This is a genomic window from Neobacillus citreus, from assembly GCF_018343545.2.
Classification (GTDB): Bacteria; Bacillota; Bacilli; order Bacillales; family Cytobacillaceae; genus Neobacillus; species Neobacillus citreus.
The window spans coordinates 11,588-29,824 of sequence record NZ_JAGYPE020000036.1; the positions used below are offsets into that span (position 1 = coordinate 11,588).

At 44.8% G+C, this 18,237-nt stretch carries 18 protein-coding genes and 1 riboswitch; of the genes, 4 read left to right on the forward strand and 14 right to left on the reverse strand.

Features of this window, described 5'->3' with window-relative positions; genetic code table 11:
* The coding region (locus tag KHB02_RS18050) for a single-stranded DNA-binding protein (RefSeq protein ID WP_420848095.1) at positions 1-167 on the reverse strand (167 nt) is incomplete at its 3' end.
* A gap of 212 nt (positions 168-379) precedes the next feature.
* Between KHB02_RS18050 and KHB02_RS18055 the strand changes: the two genes are divergently transcribed.
* A complete protein-coding gene (locus KHB02_RS18055) occupies positions 380-814 on the forward strand; it encodes a YwpF-like family protein (RefSeq protein WP_213148019.1) in 435 nt (144 codons plus the stop codon).
* Positions 815-932: 118 nt separating this feature from the next.
* Positions 933-1,190, forward strand: a complete 258-nt coding sequence (locus KHB02_RS18060; RefSeq protein WP_213148018.1) for a hypothetical protein — start codon at positions 933-935, stop codon at positions 1,188-1,190.
* A 46-nt stretch (positions 1,191-1,236) separates the two neighbouring features.
* On the opposite strand, the gene KHB02_RS18065 is transcribed toward KHB02_RS18060, so the two are convergent.
* The 5 genes from KHB02_RS18065 to spoIIID all read right to left on the reverse strand — a co-directional run bounded on the left by KHB02_RS18065 (position 1,237) and on the right by spoIIID (position 4,651).
* Positions 1,237-1,599, reverse strand: coding sequence for a hypothetical protein (locus KHB02_RS18065; protein ID WP_213148017.1), 363 nt, complete (start codon positions 1,597-1,599; stop codon positions 1,237-1,239).
* 213 nt (positions 1,600-1,812) lie between these two features.
* Complete coding sequence (fabZ, locus tag KHB02_RS18070; RefSeq protein ID WP_213148016.1) at positions 1,813-2,247, reverse strand: 3-hydroxyacyl-ACP dehydratase FabZ; 435 nt, start codon at positions 2,245-2,247, stop codon at positions 1,813-1,815.
* Between the two features lie 91 nt (positions 2,248-2,338).
* Positions 2,339-2,659: a DNA-directed RNA polymerase subunit beta gene (locus KHB02_RS18075; protein ID WP_213148015.1), complete on the reverse strand. Its 321-nt coding sequence runs from the start codon at positions 2,657-2,659 to the stop codon at positions 2,339-2,341.
* 494 nt (positions 2,660-3,153) lie between these two features.
* The gene (gene mreB, locus KHB02_RS18080) at positions 3,154-4,155 is read right to left on the reverse strand and encodes a rod shape-determining protein (protein ID WP_213117187.1); all 1,002 of its coding nucleotides are present in this window, start codon (positions 4,153-4,155) and stop codon (positions 3,154-3,156) included.
* Between the two features lie 223 nt (positions 4,156-4,378).
* On the reverse strand, positions 4,379-4,651 hold the full coding sequence (gene spoIIID / locus KHB02_RS18085; RefSeq protein ID WP_007086083.1) for a sporulation transcriptional regulator SpoIIID: 273 nt from the start codon (positions 4,649-4,651) through the stop codon (positions 4,379-4,381).
* Positions 4,652-5,291: 640 nt separating this feature from the next.
* Between spoIIID and KHB02_RS18090 the strand changes: the two genes are divergently transcribed.
* Complete coding sequence (locus KHB02_RS18090; protein WP_277398297.1) at positions 5,292-5,657, forward strand: MGMT family protein; 366 nt, start codon at positions 5,292-5,294, stop codon at positions 5,655-5,657.
* A 752-nt stretch (positions 5,658-6,409) separates the two neighbouring features.
* Here KHB02_RS18090 and KHB02_RS18095 read toward each other — a convergent pair.
* The 4 genes from KHB02_RS18095 to KHB02_RS18110 all read right to left on the reverse strand — a co-directional run bounded on the left by KHB02_RS18095 (position 6,410) and on the right by KHB02_RS18110 (position 12,137).
* A complete protein-coding gene (locus tag KHB02_RS18095; RefSeq protein ID WP_213148013.1) occupies positions 6,410-8,461 on the reverse strand; it encodes a penicillin-binding transpeptidase domain-containing protein in 2,052 nt (683 codons plus the stop codon).
* A 245-nt stretch (positions 8,462-8,706) separates the two neighbouring features.
* A complete protein-coding gene (locus KHB02_RS18100) occupies positions 8,707-8,910 on the reverse strand; it encodes a hypothetical protein (protein WP_241113943.1) in 204 nt (67 codons plus the stop codon).
* On the reverse strand, positions 8,885-10,648 hold the full coding sequence (gene thiC, locus KHB02_RS18105; RefSeq protein WP_213148012.1) for a phosphomethylpyrimidine synthase ThiC: 1,764 nt from the start codon (positions 10,646-10,648) through the stop codon (positions 8,885-8,887). The genes KHB02_RS18100 and thiC overlap by 26 nt, the downstream gene beginning before the upstream one ends.
* A gap of 153 nt (positions 10,649-10,801) precedes the next feature.
* Positions 10,802-10,914, reverse strand: a riboswitch (TPP riboswitch).
* A gap of 365 nt (positions 10,915-11,279) precedes the next feature.
* On the reverse strand, positions 11,280-12,137 hold the full coding sequence (locus KHB02_RS18110; protein WP_213148011.1) for a stage II sporulation protein SpoIIQ: 858 nt from the start codon (positions 12,135-12,137) through the stop codon (positions 11,280-11,282).
* 131 nt (positions 12,138-12,268) lie between these two features.
* Between KHB02_RS18110 and KHB02_RS18115 the strand changes: the two genes are divergently transcribed.
* A complete protein-coding gene (locus KHB02_RS18115) occupies positions 12,269-12,736 on the forward strand; it encodes a VanZ family protein (RefSeq protein ID WP_213148010.1) in 468 nt (155 codons plus the stop codon).
* A 26-nt stretch (positions 12,737-12,762) separates the two neighbouring features.
* Here KHB02_RS18115 and KHB02_RS18120 read toward each other — a convergent pair whose 3' ends face one another.
* The 4 genes from KHB02_RS18120 to KHB02_RS18135 all read right to left on the reverse strand — a co-directional run bounded on the left by KHB02_RS18120 (position 12,763) and on the right by KHB02_RS18135 (position 18,166).
* On the reverse strand, positions 12,763-13,734 hold the full coding sequence (locus KHB02_RS18120; protein ID WP_213148009.1) for a nuclease-related domain-containing protein: 972 nt from the start codon (positions 13,732-13,734) through the stop codon (positions 12,763-12,765).
* A gap of 824 nt (positions 13,735-14,558) precedes the next feature.
* Positions 14,559-15,596, reverse strand: a complete 1,038-nt coding sequence (gene spoIID, locus KHB02_RS18125; protein ID WP_213148008.1) for a stage II sporulation protein D — start codon at positions 15,594-15,596, stop codon at positions 14,559-14,561.
* Positions 15,597-15,986: 390 nt separating this feature from the next.
* Positions 15,987-17,297 carry a UDP-N-acetylglucosamine 1-carboxyvinyltransferase gene (gene murA, locus KHB02_RS18130; RefSeq protein WP_213148007.1) on the reverse strand — a complete coding sequence of 437 codons (1,311 nt, stop codon included), beginning with the start codon at positions 17,295-17,297 and terminating at the stop codon, positions 15,987-15,989.
* A 32-nt stretch (positions 17,298-17,329) separates the two neighbouring features.
* Positions 17,330-18,166: a YwmB family TATA-box binding protein gene (locus KHB02_RS18135; protein WP_213148006.1), complete on the reverse strand. Its 837-nt coding sequence runs from the start codon at positions 18,164-18,166 to the stop codon at positions 17,330-17,332.
* Positions 18,167-18,237 lie beyond the last annotated feature (71 nt).

Below are 18,237 nucleotides of genomic sequence, written 5' to 3' on the forward strand. Positions count from 1 at the left end.
TCAAATTCGCCATTGTGATTGCGGAAGTTCCGGTTCACCGCCAGGGTAATGTGCGATACCGGCGTTCCCTCCGTCGTTTGATTCAATTCCGGGTCCCTCGTCAAGCGGCCAACCAGCGTTACTTGATTAATCAAGGTATCATCTCCTCCAACATTTGATGATTTCATCTTAGACCCGGGCCAGAGCAAAGTAAAATTGCGATACAGCCCGTTTCAAGGTCGATTTTTCTCGAAAAAGCAATTTTCGAGAGGGTTTTTGTCACGGACGGGGTCAATTTTTTACAAATAAATTAAAAATCCTATTTCGGTCAAATATTTTTCGACATTTGCTTCTTTTTTGCGTATGTTATAATTAGGAAAAAACAAACAGGAGGTTGGTAATGAAGACGTTTAAATTATTCTCGCTGGAAGTTGTGGAAAATGACAAATCGGTTGAAGTTCCGCTTGAAGACGGCCTGATTCTCAACAAAGAAGACGAACGCTCCACCTGGTTGATTGAGGCGTACACCACTGATCTCTCCCTGTATGATTATTTTAAAAAAATATCTGAGCAAAACCGCGAAGTCATTGTCGAGGCAGTTATTACGAAGAAGGAAAACGCACCCGCTTATTTTCAAACGAAAATCGCTTCGCTGACGAAATTCGAAAGACACGCAAGCGTTCTGTTTTTAGGCCACCTGCGCCGCAACAAAAGCGACTATTCTGAGCTATTGCTCGACAGCCTCATTCAAAAAGGCTTATCAGGAGACGCCCTCCTTGCCGAATTCAAGGATAAAATGAAGAGCAAGCCGAAGCTGAAGGTCCACAATACGTAAAGTGTATACCAGTCTTCGGACTGGTTTTTTCTTGGAAAAATTATCTTGCTTTTTCGACAAATCCTCCCCATACTATTGATATATATGGAGAAATTTGGGAGGGAGGCAGAAGAAAGAGATGAGTTGGACTAGTTGGATTGTAAACGTCATAATTGCAATTTTTTTAGCCGTGGACGCACCGAAGCGCGGTAAGAGGCCCTGGCTATGGGCGATATTGGGATTTTTCTTCGGGGCCATTGCGCTTGGAATTTATTTAATTCAGACCGGACGAAAGGTGCTTGGCTGGATTATCACGATTTTGGCCATTATTGTTTATATTTTGATTTTCATTTTTGCTATTCTCGCAGCAGCATTAATGATGACGGGATTTTCTTAAAAAAAAGGGGACAAGGCGCTACCGTTCTAGCGCCTGTCCCATTTTTTTATTCGTCTTTGTTGTCGCGGTCTTTGCGGTCGATATCATCCTCGATAATATCTTCTTGCTTGGTGTTGTTGTCCTTAATCCAGTCCTTGTCAGTTGGTGTGTTCTTGTCCTCAGACTCCGGATAATGGTTGCGTCGATCCATCGGATTGTCATTTAGATCGTTGTTCAACCGGTTGTTTAGCCTGTTACGATCGTTCAGGTCATTCCGATTGTTCAGGTCGTTCCGATCCATATTGTCATTCAAATCGTTATCAACCCTCGGCGGTGGCGGGTTAATGTCGTTCCTTGCATTATTACAGCCAACCAGCATCATCGCCGACAATACAGAACCGGTGAGCAGCATAAACAGCTTCTTCTTCAAGCAAAAAACTCCCTTCAACTATCATGTTATTGCCTAACACTTATAGCTTTCCCGTTGTTTTTTAAAATTTGAATGGAATTTTTTGCATATATAAAAGGCCGAGGGTTGTCCCCCGGCCTTTACTCGTCAGTTCTGTAGTTTTACTCGCCTAATTGCAGAATTTACTCGCCTAAAACCAAATTTTACTCTCCAAACCCCACAGACAGCCTAAATTTATTCCCTTTTTTCCCCAAGCGCAAAAGTAATTTCCGCTTCGCAGGCGATTTCACCGTCAACGGTCGCCACGGCTTTGCCCTTGCCAATTGGTCCGCGCAAACGCACCATTTCCACCTCAAGGCGAAGCTGGTCACCCGGCTTTACTTGCTTTTTAAAACGGCAGCTGTCTATTCCTGCAAAAAATGCCAGCCGGCCGCGGTTCTCTTCCTTTTTCAAAACAGCGACTGCCCCGACCTGCGCGAGTGCTTCAACGATTAAAACCCCCGGCATGACCGGATAATCCGGAAAATGGCCGTTGAAAAATTCCTCATTGGCGGAAACATTTTTAATGCCAACCGCTCTTTTTCCCTCTTCCACCTCTAAAATTCGATCCACTAGCAAAAATGGATAGCGGTGTGGGATGATTTCTTTGATTTCATTAATATCAAGCATTTTGAATTAGTACCTCCTACTAGGAACAGATATTTATTTCTTATTGTACTATTTGTGATATGTAAAAGGGAAGGGCTAAGCCCTTCCCGGTTTATTTTTTATCAACTAAATCCTGAATATGTGTCCAAGTTGATTGCTTAAAGACATCGGCTGCATTGCCGCCGCCAAGGATGCCGTAACCGACCGCCGCCCCAGCTACAAGGCTGACAAATACAAACACCACCAAGAGTACAAGGCGAAGCCAAATTGGAATAAGCCGCACTCTGATGCGGGCATGGTTCTGCGGCTCTGCCTCCGCTGTCTTTCTTTCTTTAACAGAGGCTGTGTCCACCTTTTGCAAGGCATCTGTCTTTGCCTTTTTATATTCCTCTCGCGATTGAAATTGCTGTTGTTCTACATTATTTAATGACATTTTAATTTCCCCTTTGAATCCCGCCATTCCTTTTAAAGGATTTTGCCTATCAACCAACACGGGACTAGAGTTAATACATATTATAACCATTTTGAAGCCACACACGATGCTCATTTTATTCTATTATAAAAAATTATTCATGATTATACATTAACTTTTTGCGAGAAAAAGTAAATTGATGTAAAAAAAGCGCAGAAAATGAGGTCAAGCTGGAGGTCCAAGGGGTGTTTTCTGGAAGTTCATTTCCAATACTTTCCGAGTTTGAGGATTTACTTTCCGATTTGGAAATTTACTTTCCATGTTGGGTATTTTACTTACCTATTTTTGAGGTTTACTTCCCTTTTGGGTCCATTTACTTTCCTGAGTCCATTTTGAGGCACGAGAACCGTCCCCATGTCCCCATGCATCAAAAAAAGCCCAATGACCCAGGCTTGTCCAGCCGTTATCATTAGACTTTTGGTAATTGGTAAGAGGTCTTACCACATTCAGTTTTATTATCCTAGTTTACGGCCTGGAATTCGGTCGATGTTATCTAGCATGATGCCTGTTCCGATGGCGACACAGTCCATTGGATTTTCCGCTACTAAAACAGGTACCTTTAGCTCTTCCGCAAGCAGCATGTCGATGCCGTGAAGAAGTGCACCGCCGCCTGTTAAGATGACGCCGCGGTCGATGATGTCTGCTGATAGCTCAGGTGGTGTGCGCTCAAGAACGCTTTTTGCAGCCTGGACAATAACTGACACAGATTCCCGCAATGATTGCTCGATTTCCTCTGAACGAACGGTGATTGTGCGCGGCAGCCCGCTGACCATGTCACGGCCGCGAATTTCCATTTCCTCAGAACGAGAGCCTGGGAAAACAGTAGCGATGTTGATTTTGATGTTCTCAGCTGTGCGCTCACCAATCAACAGCTTGTATTCGCGCTTGATGTGGTTCAAGATCTCCATGTCGAACTTATCGCCCGCCATTTTGATGGAGGAAGAAGTCACGATATCGCCCATTGATAGAACGGCCACATCCGTCGTTCCTCCCCCGATATCCACTACCATGTTGCCGCTTGGCTGGAAGATGTCCATGCCCGCGCCAATCGCTGCCACTTTTGGCTCTTCTTCTAAATAAATCTTTTTCCCGCCGCTTTTTTCGGCAGCTTCCTTGATTGCCTTTTGCTCAACACTTGTGATGTTCGTTGGGCAGCAAATCAAGATGCGCGGCTTTGATAAAAAGCCTTTTACGTTCAGTTTATTAATAAAATGCTTCAGCATTGCTTCTGTTACATCAAAGTCAGCAATAACGCCGTCCTTTAACGGGCGAATTGCAACGATGTTTCCTGGTGTACGTCCAACCATGCGGCGAGCTTCTTCGCCGACCGCCAAAACCCGGTTTGTGTTTCTGTCGATTGCAACTACGGAAGGCTCGTTTAATACGATGCCGCGGCCCTTCACGTGGATTAACACGTTGGCTGTTCCTAAATCAATCCCAATATCCCTTGCAAACATTCTCTTTCCTTTCCTCCTCAAGACGGATTCCTTCTACCTAATTGTCTATTCTATCACATTCATTAAAATATCCATAACATTTTAAAACAATCAATGTAATTTTTTGCTGAATCTTGTCGGAATCGGAAATTCTTTGAGAAGGTGGGACATTTTTTTGTAAAAAAAAGAAATGGTGTAAGGCACCAGTTCTTTAATTGGCATTCATTTTTGAAAAAATCTCGGCCTACTTGACAGCCTCTCCTTCTTTTTCTTCTTTCTGGTACTTCATTTTAGTCGCCTCGCCGCCCCTTAAGTGACGAATGGATTTATGATAATCTAGAATTTCTTTCACTTCGTTTGCAAGCTCTGGATTAATCTCAGGTAGTCTCTCTGTAAGATCCTTATGGACTGTAGACTTGGATACGCCAAACTCCTTCGCAATGACGCGAACCGTTTTCCTCGTCTCCACGATATACTTCCCAATCTTGATAGTCCTCTCTTTGATGTAATCGTGCACACTCTCGCCCTCCCTAAATTGGATGTGAGACGTGTGAAATGAGACCCGCTTATCACTTCGACTGAATACTGCTTCCGTGCGAGCTGCTGACTGGCTCTTGTTTGCGCTTACGCGAAATTAGAAATGCCCAGTCCACATGGACAGTGTCCACGGATGGTATCAAGCACCAAATTTCGCCCTTGCATGTCACACGGCAGAAAGTTATCACTTTCTGATCATACGATGAATAATCATGTCCCCGGCTGGATACCCGCTAACTTCAAACGACTCCTCACCTCAAACACTCTCTTTGTATAAAGGTTTGTAACATTGTATTAGCTTGGATACGGGTTTATGCACAAAATACACAAACGGGACAAGGCATTGGACTATTTTTAGAAAATTCAAATATCATGTGTTTTTTCGACACTTAGGAAAAAAGCCCCAAACCCGCGCCACGACTATGGTTTATGTAGAAATAATCGCGGGCCGCTCGTTATTTCCCGAGAAATTTGTCGGATGAAAAATATATGTGTTTGATGTGTTTGTGTTGTGAAAATTTGGGGTTTTGGTAAAAAAATATTGAAATGTGGTAAGTAACATTGAAAAAGATGTAGGGTTTGTAGTGTCCGTGATATTGAATCGTTTTTAATATTATATAATGTGGTTAAGTTATTTAAGAAAGGATTTTACGACAGTGACACCTTTTACTGAACGAGTTATTTCGATTATAAAAAATATCCCCCCGGGGAGAGTCATGACGTACGGACAAATTGCAGGACTCGCCGGAAGTCCCCGCGCCGCCCGCCAGGTCGTCCGCGTCCTCCACTCGATGAGCAGGAAACACCGCCTGCCCTGGCACAGGGTCGTCAATGCCCAAGGAAAAATCGCCCTGCAGGATGACGAGGGCTACAACGAACAATGGCTGTCGCTCGAGGCCGAGGGCGTGGCAGTGGGGTTAAATGGGGTAATTGATCTGGAAAAATATCAGTGGCAGCCGGCTCTTGAGCACTCGGATTCCCCGTAAAAAATGGGTTAGGAAAGTAAATCAGGTATTTTGGAAAATATTTGGCTAGAAAGTGTAAGTAAAATCATGAATCTGGAAAGTATTTGTCCCCATTTAGAAAGTAAACACACCAAATCGGAAAGTATATCCAAATTAATGGTAATCACTCCAAAAAGGTAAATAAAAAGTTACCTTTTTGGGATAGTTTTGTCGCTCGAGATGGGGGTTGGCGAGTAAATTCTAAATTCAGGCGAGTAAATTTCAAAAATTGGCGAGTAAATCCTATCTTTTGACGAGTAATTTTAAAAAAGATCTCATATGTTACCTGAGCCTGGCTCACCGCCTGGCTTTTTGGATGAATTCCCCTGAAAAATAAGTTTGGAAAGTAAATCAGGTATTCTGGTAAGTATTTGGCTAATAAGTGTAAGTAAAATCATGAATCTGGAAAGTATTTGTCCCCATTTGGAAAGTAAACGCACCAATTCGGAAAGTATATCCAAATAACTGGTAATCACTCCAAAAAGGTAATTGAAAAGTTACCTTTTTTGGGATAGTTTTGTCGCTCGAGATGGGGGTTAGCGAGTAAATTCTAGATTCAGGCGAGTAAAATATAAAAATAGACGAGTAAATATCAAAAGTCGGCGAGTAAACTCACAAATCCAGCAAGTAAATTTAAAAAAAGGTAATTTTCAATGGCCATAGCCCACTCAAACCAGGTACTTTCTCCACAAAAAAGCACCTGACCCTCAGGCCAGATGCTTCCACACTCAAACTTATTTCCATTTCATATAAATATTCTTCACCATTTTCACCGGAATCCCGGAGCCGCCCCGGTCTTTTACGTTCTCGACCATCATGGCCACCATCAGATTCGGCGAATTGACGTTCCAGCCGATAAACCAGCCATTCTCGAGTCCGGTTTCGCCCTGTTTCTGCTTGAATTCCGCTGTTCCGGTTTTTCCAGCAAGCGGCTTGTCGGCCATTTCCGCCGCGTGGGCAGTCCCGCCAGCATCACCAACGACCTTGCGTAAATCAGAAGCAATCAATCCGGCGTTTTCCGGTGAAACAACGCCCTCTTTCAACACCTGCCCGCGCTTCTCTTCATCCAATAGAATCGGCTTAATCATATTGCCATTATTAACAAATGGCGTATAGGTGCTCATCAAATGAACAATGCTCATCTGCACCTGTCCCTGGCCATAACCTGAGTCGGCTAGCGCAATATCGCTTCCCAATGAGCCAATTTTTGAAGTTTCAAGCGGATAAGCGAACGGCAGCTGTTCCTCAAAGCCGAACTTCTTTAAGCCATCGGAAAAGCCATCTTTCCCCATTTTCAACGCTGCCTGTGCAAAATAAATATTATCCGAGAACACCAATGCTTTTTCGAGATTGATTGGGCTGCCCTCGTGCACCCGGGTTACGAAATAGCCGCCCCAGGACGCATCCTTCTGCCATTTCGGACCGAGGATCTGCACGCCCTCGTCCGGTTTAATCGCGCCGCTTGCGAGCCCCACAGCGGCCGTAATTGGTTTCATCACAGACCCAGGCGCAAATGCCTGTTTAAAGCGCGTTAACAGCGGCTGGCGGGCATCATCCTGCTGCGCCTTCCACTCGTCCCCAGAGAAGCCCAGCGCGGCCTGATTCGGGTCAAACGAAGGGCTGCTGACGAGCGCTAGTGTTTCCCCTGTCACCGGGTTCATCGCGGCCGCCGTCCCAACCTCGCCTGCCGGAGCACCAGCCCCAGCAGTTCCTCCAGCCACGGTCCCAGCGGCACCTGCTCCACCAGTCATCTCCGCATACACCACCGCCTGCAAATCCGCATCAATGGTCAGCTTGACATTTTTTCCATCAGCAACCGGCCTTTCCGCGAGTACTTCCTCGCCGCCGGCCTTCTTCTTAATCACAATCTTCACGCCGCTCTGGCCCTTCAGCTGCTCATCCAGCACCTGCTCCAGTCCGCGCTTCCCAATCACATCGCGGCTCGTGTAGCCCTTGTCCTTCCGCTTCTCGAGCTCATCCGCGGTAATCGACCCGACATAGCCAATCAGCTGCGAAGCGGCCTCCTTGTACGGATAAATCCGCGCATCAACCTTGCGCGTCTTCACCGGCTCGAGGGCCACCAACTGGGCAATCCTTTCAGAATCATCCATCGACACCTTCTTCAAAGGCACAAACATCCCCGGTTGTACCCAGCTCGCCTTCAAAGCCTTGTCGACCTGATCCGGCGTCATCTTCAACAAAGAAGCCAGCTGCTCCATCACCGGTGCCGCAATGTCCCCGGCCGTCACTCCGACCTCGTACACCTGGCCGTTCACAGCCATTCCCGTGCCGTTCCGGTCAACGATTTCGCCCCGCTTCGCCGGCACCGTGCTCAGGCTCAGCTTGTCGCCCTCCTGCATTTTTGGAAAAATGAACCCTGGATTCCAGTCCACAAACCAGTTTTCCTTATCGTCCTTGCTTTCCTTTTTCAACTGGGCTTCTTGCGTAAAATTAATCGGCCCCGCCACACTATTCATTTTGGCGCTAAAGGAATACTTGGCTTTCTCCCCATCCGCCTGTTTATCCTCTTTCGGTTTCTTGAAGTCAATCTTGAGGTCAGTAATCTGTAAATCGTCGTAGATTTTCTTATAGCGGTTCGTAAAATCACCTTTAGAGATTTTCTTTTTGGCATCATTCGAAAGGTAATTATACATGTCAGCAAACTTTTGCTTATTCCATAAGGCTATGTACTCCGAGAATCGGTCCTGCGGCGTCGGCTCCTTGCTGCAGCTGGCAAGCAAAACACCCAGCACCACGGCAAGCAAAAGCCCGGCAACTTTTTTCAAGACAAACCCCTCCTTTATTTTCCATTTTAACACAACCATAGACAGATTTCTCTTCAAAGCAACGCAGATCATCCTGTATACCAGGTATAATCAGCTGACTCTTTAACATATGCCCAAGCCCTCCAATCTACCGCAACAAAAACACCCCACCGCCAATTTCAGGACAAAACTCCTAAGGATAATAGCCGCATTAAAAAACCCCGGCTATTAAACCGGGATTTGCTTTGTGACTAGGGTTAATGAAATTAATAATAGGTGCTTTCTGCGAAACCGCACTTTCGGCATTTCCTCATACCGTATGTTTCGGAAAATATATGCCGGCAATGTTTCTGGATGTTTTCAATTTCCTTTTCCAAGCTATGAATTTTTTGTTTTAGGATGTCTATATCTTCATGTAATTTCATTACCTTAATGGAATTCGTCTCATCGGTAAATTCTTGATCCATCATGAATAAATTCCTCCGCTTTTTTCCTCATGCCTTCTTCGATGTCTACTTCTTTACTCGTTGCCTTTTCCCGAATGTCATGTGATATTCTCATCGAACAGAACTTTGGCCCGCACATGGAGCAAAAATGGGCTGTTTTTGCCCCCTCCGAAGGCAATGTTTCGTCATGGTATTCCCTTGCACGCTCCGGATCCAAAGAAAGATTAAACTGGTCTTCCCATCTGAATTCGAAACGGGCTTTCGATAAAGCGTTGTCTCTTTTTTGCGCACCGGGGTGGCCTTTGGCCAAATCAGCGGCATGAGCGGCAATTTTATAAGCAATGACTCCTTCCCGGACATCATCTTTGTTCGGTAAGCCCAGATGCTCTTTGGGTGTCACATAACAGAGCATCGCTGTTCCAAACCAGCCGATCATCGCTGCTCCGATTGCTGAAGTAATATGATCATATCCTGGTGCGATATCGGTGGTTAAAGGTCCTAACGTATAAAATGGAGCTTCTTTACAAATTTCCATTTGCTTATCGACGTTCTCTTTGATCATATGCATCGGTACATGACCTGGCCCTTCAATCATCACCTGCACATCATGTTTCCAGGCAATGTCTGTTAATTCTCCCAGCGTTTCAAGCTCTGCGAATTGTGCTTCATCATTTGCATCGGCAATGCTGCCTGGACGGAGCCCGTCTCCAAGAGAAACAGAGATATCATATTGTTTCAGGATTTCACATATTTCTTCAAAATGAGTATAGAGGAAATTTTCCTTATGATGAGCCAAGCACCATTGCGCCAATATCGAGCCGCCGCGGGATACAATGCCCGTTGTCCGTTTTGCCGTTAAAGGAATATATCGCAGCAAAACGCCGGCATGGATCGTAAAATAGTCGACGCCTTGTTCCGCCTGTTCAATTAACGTATCGCGGTATATTTCCCATGTTAAATTCTCGGCAATCCCATTTACCTTCTCTAGTGCCTGATAGATTGGGACCGTTCCAACTGGTACGGGAGAATTGCGAATGATCCATTCTCTCGTTGTGTGGATATTTTTTCCGGTCGATAAATCCATGATGGTGTCGGCGCCCCAGCGAGTTGCCCAGGTCATTTTTTCAACCTCTTGCTCTATAGAGGAGGTAACAGCCGAATTCCCGATATTTGCATTAATTTTCACATGAAAGTTTCGTCCTATAATCATCGGTTCGCTTTCCGGGTGATTGATATTGGCCGGGATAATCGCTCTCCCGCTGGCAACTTCCGCACGGACAAATTCCGGGTCCCTATGTTCACGAATGGCTATGTACTCCATTTCAGGGGTAATAATGCCTTTTTTGGCATAATGCATCTGGGTGACATTTTTTCCTGTTTTAGCTTTTAGGGGTGTTTTATTTACATTGGGATACCATTCAAGGTTTGCACGTTGGTCCCCTTCATGGTATCCGTTATCCTTAGCCTTTATTTCTCTTCCAACATATGCCTCCACATCATTCCGCTCGAGAATCCAATTCTTGCGCAATGCTGGAAGCCCTCTTTGAATATCGACCTGATAATTCGAATCTGTGTAGGGCCCGCTCGTATCATAGACCCGTACAGGCTTGTTTTCTTCTTCTCCAAAAGCAGCAACGGTTCGACTAAGTTGAATTTCTCTCATCGGGACCTTAAGATCGGGTCTTGCCCCTTCGACATATACCTTTTTACTTCCAGTGAATTGTGATTTTAACTCGATGTTCCCTTCCACTTGCTTCTGCATGTAACTTCCTCCTTCAAAATGGTTTGATTTTGCACCCTGGGAGTTACAGCGCAGTTCATTACTGGAAAGTAATGGAGGACAATACAAAAAGGTTCTGTTTGCACAGAACCTGATTTTTTCATCCAAAAGTAGCGGTACCCAAATTAAACACGGACACCTTTGATACTACTTCCCTACGCTGGTATAATCCAGATCAGGTTCAAAGGGTCAAAGAATTTATGCATTCTTCTCTCAGTCCGAGCCATCGGACCCCCCCAGTAGAGCATTTCAAACAATATTAAGTTATAATCTTACAGTCAAAATATATCAGAAATTTTTGAAAATGAAAAGCCTTTTGGTAAACTTTGTGGTTATCGGAACAGATAATTCTCATAACTGTTTTTCAAACTTTCACCTTTTGTTCATAGTTTGTTCATATCTGGAGGGTAAGATAAGAGTGTGAAAAGGACAATCTCAGTCACACTTTTTCATAACCCCCCCTTTTAATATATCGTGTTGGATCCGGCAATCGGCCGGGTCCTATTTTTTTGCTTAATGTGCGGAATCTGGCACTCGGCCGGATTCTTTTTTTTGAAAAAAAACACAAAAAAAAGAGGAAAGTATCCCCTTCCCCTTACTTACAATTGCGATATTAAGAATTTGTCTTTTCTTTTGAGTTAGTGGACTCGTCTTCTTTGGTCTTGCCGTCGTCCGTTTCCTTATCGGAAGACTGGTCGTCGGAGCCAGCTGGATCCTCCAACTCCTGCTGCTTTTTTTCGCTAGGAGTTGTTTGCATAGATTCCTTGCTGTTTGAAGGAGTCGCTTCTTGTAAAGTGCTTACCGGTTTGTCGATATACTTACTAGGGTTAACCGCGACGCCATCTTTACGAATTTCAAAATGGACGTGTGTTCCAGCTTTTTCATTGAACATGCTCTGCCCAGCCTTGGCAAGAACATCTCCCTGTTTTACCTTGTCGCCAACTTCAACTTTAATGTCTTTCACGGACTGATATTGTGTTACAATACCTTTGTCGTGTTCAATTTCGATGACATTTCCAAGCACCGCGTCTTCTTCAACACGAGTGACAGTTCCGCTGAGTGATGCTAATACATCAAACGTTTCGCCATCCTTCATGGTGATGTCGACACCAGTATTCGGGTTGTATGTGTTCTCGTAGAATACTAATGCGGCTTCCTGGTCTTCAGCTTTGGCTGTGAAATCATAGAACTTTGTCTTGATCACTGCTGATGCTGCATCCTTCACCGGCATTTTGACGTTTTCTAAAGCCGAGTTAACTTCAACTGCAGGCGGGTTGGTCTTTTTGCCAGTAATATCAGTAGACTTGTAATCGTATTTGTCTGAGTCTCCTGCGCTGGACTGGTACCAAAGAACACCTGTTAAAATGATTGCTGCACTTGCGATATAGATGGCTGGAAATACCCAACGCTTCTTGAAAAAGCGTTTTACGCTGGAACTTTGAGAAGATCGTTTGTTTTCTTCCTCTCTCATTTTCATCACCTCAGCAATCATTCTGAACAGATAACTAGAATTATATACACTAGTCTGAAAAAAATTTTATTTTTTGTAATCGCCTGCGTTTTTATGCATCTTTTTGAAAAATTTTTAGGGGGAATTGTTTCATGAAAGTCTTAAAATGGGTGCTGCGGGTCCTGCCCGTGCTTTATATGGCAGCCATCTTTATTCAATCGAGCCTGCCATCAGACCACTTCGTGCGCCTGCCCGATTCGTCGATTGACCATACTATTAAAGAATCGTTGCATTTAATAGAGTTTGCGATTTTATATGTATTACTAGTCCTCGCATGTTTGACGTTTAGACGCGGTGACGCTGACCTGCGCAGCAATGCTGTCGCCGGTTTCAGTTTTACACCAGGCTGGAACTTGGCCTGTGCCCTGTTTGCGGCCTTCTACGGCATCAGTGACGAAATCCACCAATCGTTCTATCCATACCGCTCCGCGTCGCTATTTGACCTGTTTAAGGACTTCCTCGGCATCAGTGTCTGCTATTATTTTATTCGCGGTGCGCTGTTTAAGGGTAAATTTGCGGGGCTGGCGAAGCTGCTCGGCCGCGTTCGGTCTGTTTCTTAAACCACTGCTGGTTGGCGGTGGTTTTTTTATTGCAATACCGGATGATGGTAAACACGGTCTTTAAATGTACCACTATGGGGAAAATCGGCGGTGGTTAGTAAATGGCTGGCCACTCTTATCGAATCTATTTGGAGAAACTCTCTTAGCTCAGAATTTGTGATAGTCGGTTTTATTAAAAGGAAATAATCGTTGATGGCTGGAATATGGGCCGTTTTCGATTTAGCATTACACTTTGGGCACCACCAGGTTCCGGAATGATAAATCATCGGCAGAAAGCGGCAATCGGGGCACTTCACACCAGTGGGGATTTCTTTAGGAGACAGGTGGAATTGCTTTAATATATCGGGATTATCGGGAGTGTGCTTCGATAGAAGTAATTTATTTACCTTTTTTAAATCCTTGGAGCTTAGCTTCTCTATCTTTTGAAATTCTTTAATTTGTTCTATTTTTTCTATTAAAAATTCACTATTACATACATTTCGAAGAATTTCTTCGTTCCCGTGCTCCGCTGTAATCAACGTTTTTTCATTACTGTTTACAAAAAGATAATGGATTGGAACGTTTGGAAAATGGTGCTCTTGCAGCCACCCGTTTAGCTTTCGCGCCTGGAGCTTGGCCTGCAGCACCGGATTCTTTATGCGTTCCTCCTGACCATTCTTTCGCAAAAAGGCCTGATTTAACTCTCTTTTAAAATGGATCTCTCCGCTCCTATTTTTCACCTCTAACGCCAGGCCAAACATCGCACACAGAAGCAGGATGTCAATTTGAAAGTAATACTTTCCATAAAGCAGGCGGATATCGTGGTAAATTTGATAGTCTGCCTCGGGAAGCATGCTCAAGTAAAAGTCCACAGATTTCTCGCCATGATACCCAGCCATCCTATTTTTATATTCGTGAACCAAATCCGGCCAATCGGGGTGATTGGGATCCATCCTCCCATCAAAAAGTGCCTGTAATTTCTTGATTCTTAATGACATTTCACAAGGTTTTGCAAACAATCGGATCTCTCCTTTCAATTTGCACTTACATTTCCTTTTTTGCTTGCCAATTTCCTGCAAAAATCGACATTAAATTTGAACTTTTTATGGCGTTTTATCCAATTAGGCCTGTCCCTAGGTTTCTTTTCTATGACCTTTTTTTTAGAGATTCCTATTTATTTGGATATACTTTCCGATTTGGTGTGGTTACTTACCGATTTAGCGCACTTACTTTCCACTTTGACGATTTTACTTACACATTTTGATCAAATACTTTCCATATTTCCTCTTTTACTTTCCAAACCTTTTTAGAGCAGCATCAGCCTTCCAACCGCCACCCCAAAACAGCTAAAAATCCAGGCGACGAGCCTGGACAGGTAATTTTAAATTACCTTTTCGGGAAATTACCATTTATTTGGATATACTTTCCGATTTAGTGTGGTTACTTACCGATTTAACGCACTTACTTTCCTTTTTGACGGGATTATTTACACTTATTAATCAAATACTTTCCAAATTTACTCTTTTACTTTCCAAACCCTTTTTAGAGCAGTATCCCTCTTCCAACCATCACCCAAAAACAGCTAAAAAGCCAGGCGATGAGCCTGGCCCAGGTATCTTTTCAATGACCTTTTTTGAACAATTACCATTTATTTGGATATACTTTCCGACTTGGTGTGTTTACTTACCGATTTAGATCACTTACTTTCCACTTTTACGCTTTTACTTACACATGCTCAACAAATACTTTCCAAATTTCCTCTTTTACTTTCCAAACCCTATGAACACCCAGCACCCACACAAAAAAGCCAGGCACCCCCACACGCCTGGCTTCCACACACACCCTATTTCTTCGCCGTAATCGTCGCCATCATGTTCTCCGCCGAGGTCACCTCTACGCCCTTGTAGTAGTACTGGACGATATCCTTGTAGTTCTTGCCCTCCGCGGCCATTCCGTTCGCGCCGTACTGGCTCATGCCCACGCCGTGGCCATTGCCGCGTGTTGTGATCACAATATTATTCCCCTTACGTTCCCACGAAAAGTCCGATGATTTCAAGTCCAACTTATCGCGGATGTTTCTTCCGGTCAATACCTTGCCATTAAAGTCAACCTTCGCCACGCGCTTGCCCTCGGTTCGGGCGACAATTTTTCCAAGCGCATTACTTGACCCGATTTTCACTCCAAGCCGTGATTCAAACTCTTTCACGGTTACAACCTTCTGATTGGTGAATTTAGGGGAATCCTTATCCCAAGGACTTGAAACACTTCGCAAATACGGGATACTTCCAGACCAGTAGTCCTCCGAGTTCTCCGTAAAGCCGTTGCTGGTGGAGAAAAACAACGCATCAATTGGCTCGCCATTATAAGTCAAAATCTGTCCGCTCGTTGACCGAACAGCCTCCATAATCTTTTTCTTTTTCCATTCATAATCTTTTCCCCAGTTCTTCCTTTGCTGAGCGTCATCTATGTAGGCTTGATGGAGCTGTGGGGTGTCCGTTACCTGCGAACCTTTTGGGGCACCAATCGTATCCCCTTTAACCAACCGATTAACAATATACGTCCGTGCCGTCAGCGCCTGGGCCTTGAGCGCCTCCTCATTGAAATCCGCCGGCATCTCGGCAGCGACTACCCCAACAAGGTAATCCTCCAATGGGGTTTCTTCGATCGCAGATTTGGCGGTGCGGAACACGGCCACGTCAATTGCCGCGTCAGAGGATGGGGAAGTAGTTTCCTGCGCCGCCGGCTGCTTCTTGGCGAGATCCTCGCCCAGCTTGCCGCTCGCCTTCTCGCTTGAAAAAGGCAATACCAACACAGCGGGGATAATCAGTGTCAAGGCAATAAGAAATGCTGCTAGTACGATGAGTGGTTTGATATTTTTCATGATTGTGCCTCCAGTTTGTAAATTCACAGCCCACTTGCGCCCGGGATGCGTCACATTACAACATATGGGAGCGGACAAGCATTTATTACTTCTTTTTCGAAAAATCAACTCGTTGAAAAGTTATCCACAAATCACAGAGTTATTCGACTTATCCACAGAGTTATCAGACACAATTGGGTATAATTCCACGTTATTTATAATGATAACCGAAACTGCTTGTGGACAACCCGCAACACCCCCAAACAAACACAAAAAAAACAGGACCCGTTATTCCAGGCCCCGTTGCTTTGGTTGTGTTCAGTTGTACCCTTAAAATAGGATTTTAGCTGAGTATAGAACTAAACACCCGCGGCATTTAGTCCAACTTTAGAATGGAACTTTGCTCGCCCCTTAGGCATTTAGATCCGTAACATATTTTCCAAGTTCGATAAAGGTTTCATCTGCTTCCTTCACACGCTCGATGTCAGCACCTAAGCCGGCAAGCTTTTCGTGGAAATTCACGTAGCCGCGGTCCAAATGCTTCAATTCAGTTACGCGTGTTACACCTTCAGCAACCAGCCCGGTTAAAATCAGTGCAGCTGCAGCACGAAGGTCAGTTGCCGCCACTTCAGCGCCTTGTAAGTTAGAAGGACCATTTAAGATGACAGAACGGCCTTCAATTTTCACATCGGCATTCATGCGGCGGAATTCCTCAACATGCATAAAACGATTTTCAAACACAGTTTCCGTAATCATTGACGTTCCATCTGCACAAAGCAGCAAAGCCATCATCTGTGATTGCATATCAGTCGGGAAGCCTGGATGCGGCATCGTCTTGATGTCGACCGCCTTCAAGCGCTCTGGTCCAATGACGCGAACGCCATCCTCTTCCTCGATAATCGTCACACCCATCTCCTCCATTTTCGCAATCAATGAAGAAAGATGTTCCGGAACTGCACCCTTTACAAGCACATTTCCGCCCGTAATCGCAGCCGCCGTCATGAACGTGCCTGCCTCGATCCGGTCCGGAATAATATTGTGGTCCGCGCCAAACAACACATCGACACCCTCGATGCGAAGCGTACCAGTGCCGGCACCCTTCACGCGCGCACCCATTTTATTTAAAAAGTTAGCTAAATCAACGATTTCTGGTTCTTTTGCGGCATTTTCAATTGTAGTTGTACCTACAGCCAACGTTGCCGCCATCATAATGTTTTCAGTAGCGCCAACACTTGGGAAATCTAAATAAACCTTTGCTCCATGCAGACGGCCTTCAACTTCCGCCTCGATAAAGCCATTGCCCACCTTGACCTTCGCACCCATGGCTTCAAAGCCCTTCAAATGCTGGTCAATCGGCCGGGATCCAATCGCACAACCGCCAGGCAAAGCCACCCGGGCACGGCCATTACGTGCAAGAAGTGATCCCATGACAAGCACAGACGCGCGCATTTTGCGAACATACTCAAAAGGCGCTTCCTCTTTTAACACTCTAGATGCATCAACAACAACGGTATTATTATCGAAAGCCACTTCAGCGTTTAGGTTACGTAGCACTTCATTAATTGTAAATACATCGGAGAGTGTCGGTACATCACGTATCACACTTTTTCCATCACTTGCTAATAATGTTGCAGCGATAACAGGCAGAACGGCATTTTTTGCTCCTTCAACTTTAACCGTTCCGTATAGCCTTTGTCCGCCGCGGACGATGATCTTTTCCAAGAGTATTCCCCTCCGCGTCCATTTTCTCTATATTAATATTCAATCGTAATGATAGGGGTTCCTACTACAACCGTAGTCGGACCGCCCAATCCTTCGGAGCGTAAGCCAATTTGCAAATTCATGTTATTATTTTTCAAGTCAATATCGTCTGAGAACATCGGCGACTTGGCCGAAACAGACATGAAATTCTCCTCTTTTAACGCCTCGATCTCTTTAGCTTGAAAGCCCGACATCAGTTCACTCGCCGTTTTTTCTAAAGCCTTATCAATCTTATCACTCACAACGCCTTTCATACAAGAAAAAACTGTTGGTTTACCACGAAATATGTCATTTAGCCTATTTCCAAATTGACCGCTCATGATAAAGGATTTAGAGGCCTCGTTCCACTCATTGCCCCTTACACTATATACTATATACGCAGTCGTAGGTTGTTTTGTGCGGGTTGCCAAGAATTGAAGCTTTTCCGTGTGGTGGTTAGATGCTGTGGATACTGCTGTCATCTCCCAAGTCTCGCTTGTTGTCCTCTCCGTCCAACGCCAGTCGGGAAACTTCTTCCGTAAAACATTCGCGTATTCCTTCACGTCAATACCAGCCGCCTGCTCCCTTGCATAAATAGACCAATCCTGAAGCATAATATCTTGGGCCTGAAAAACAGCTGCCATTTTTCCAAGATCCTTTTCTTCTTGGAAAAATACCTCGCGGACGCCAGCATCGGTTTGTTTTTGAATAGAGTTCGTGCCGACGCTCGTTTCTCCCTTAAAAAATGATGCCAGTCCGCCGTTTGCCTCAGTGGTTCGGTTCCCCATCACAACCAGAATAATACTAAAACATATAATCAGGCATATATAAGTGACTCTATTTCTGTTCATTCTCTCGTCTCCCCCTTACTACCATTGTTTCCAAGGAGAGAGAGAGCATACTTGGGAATTCTCGTCACTTT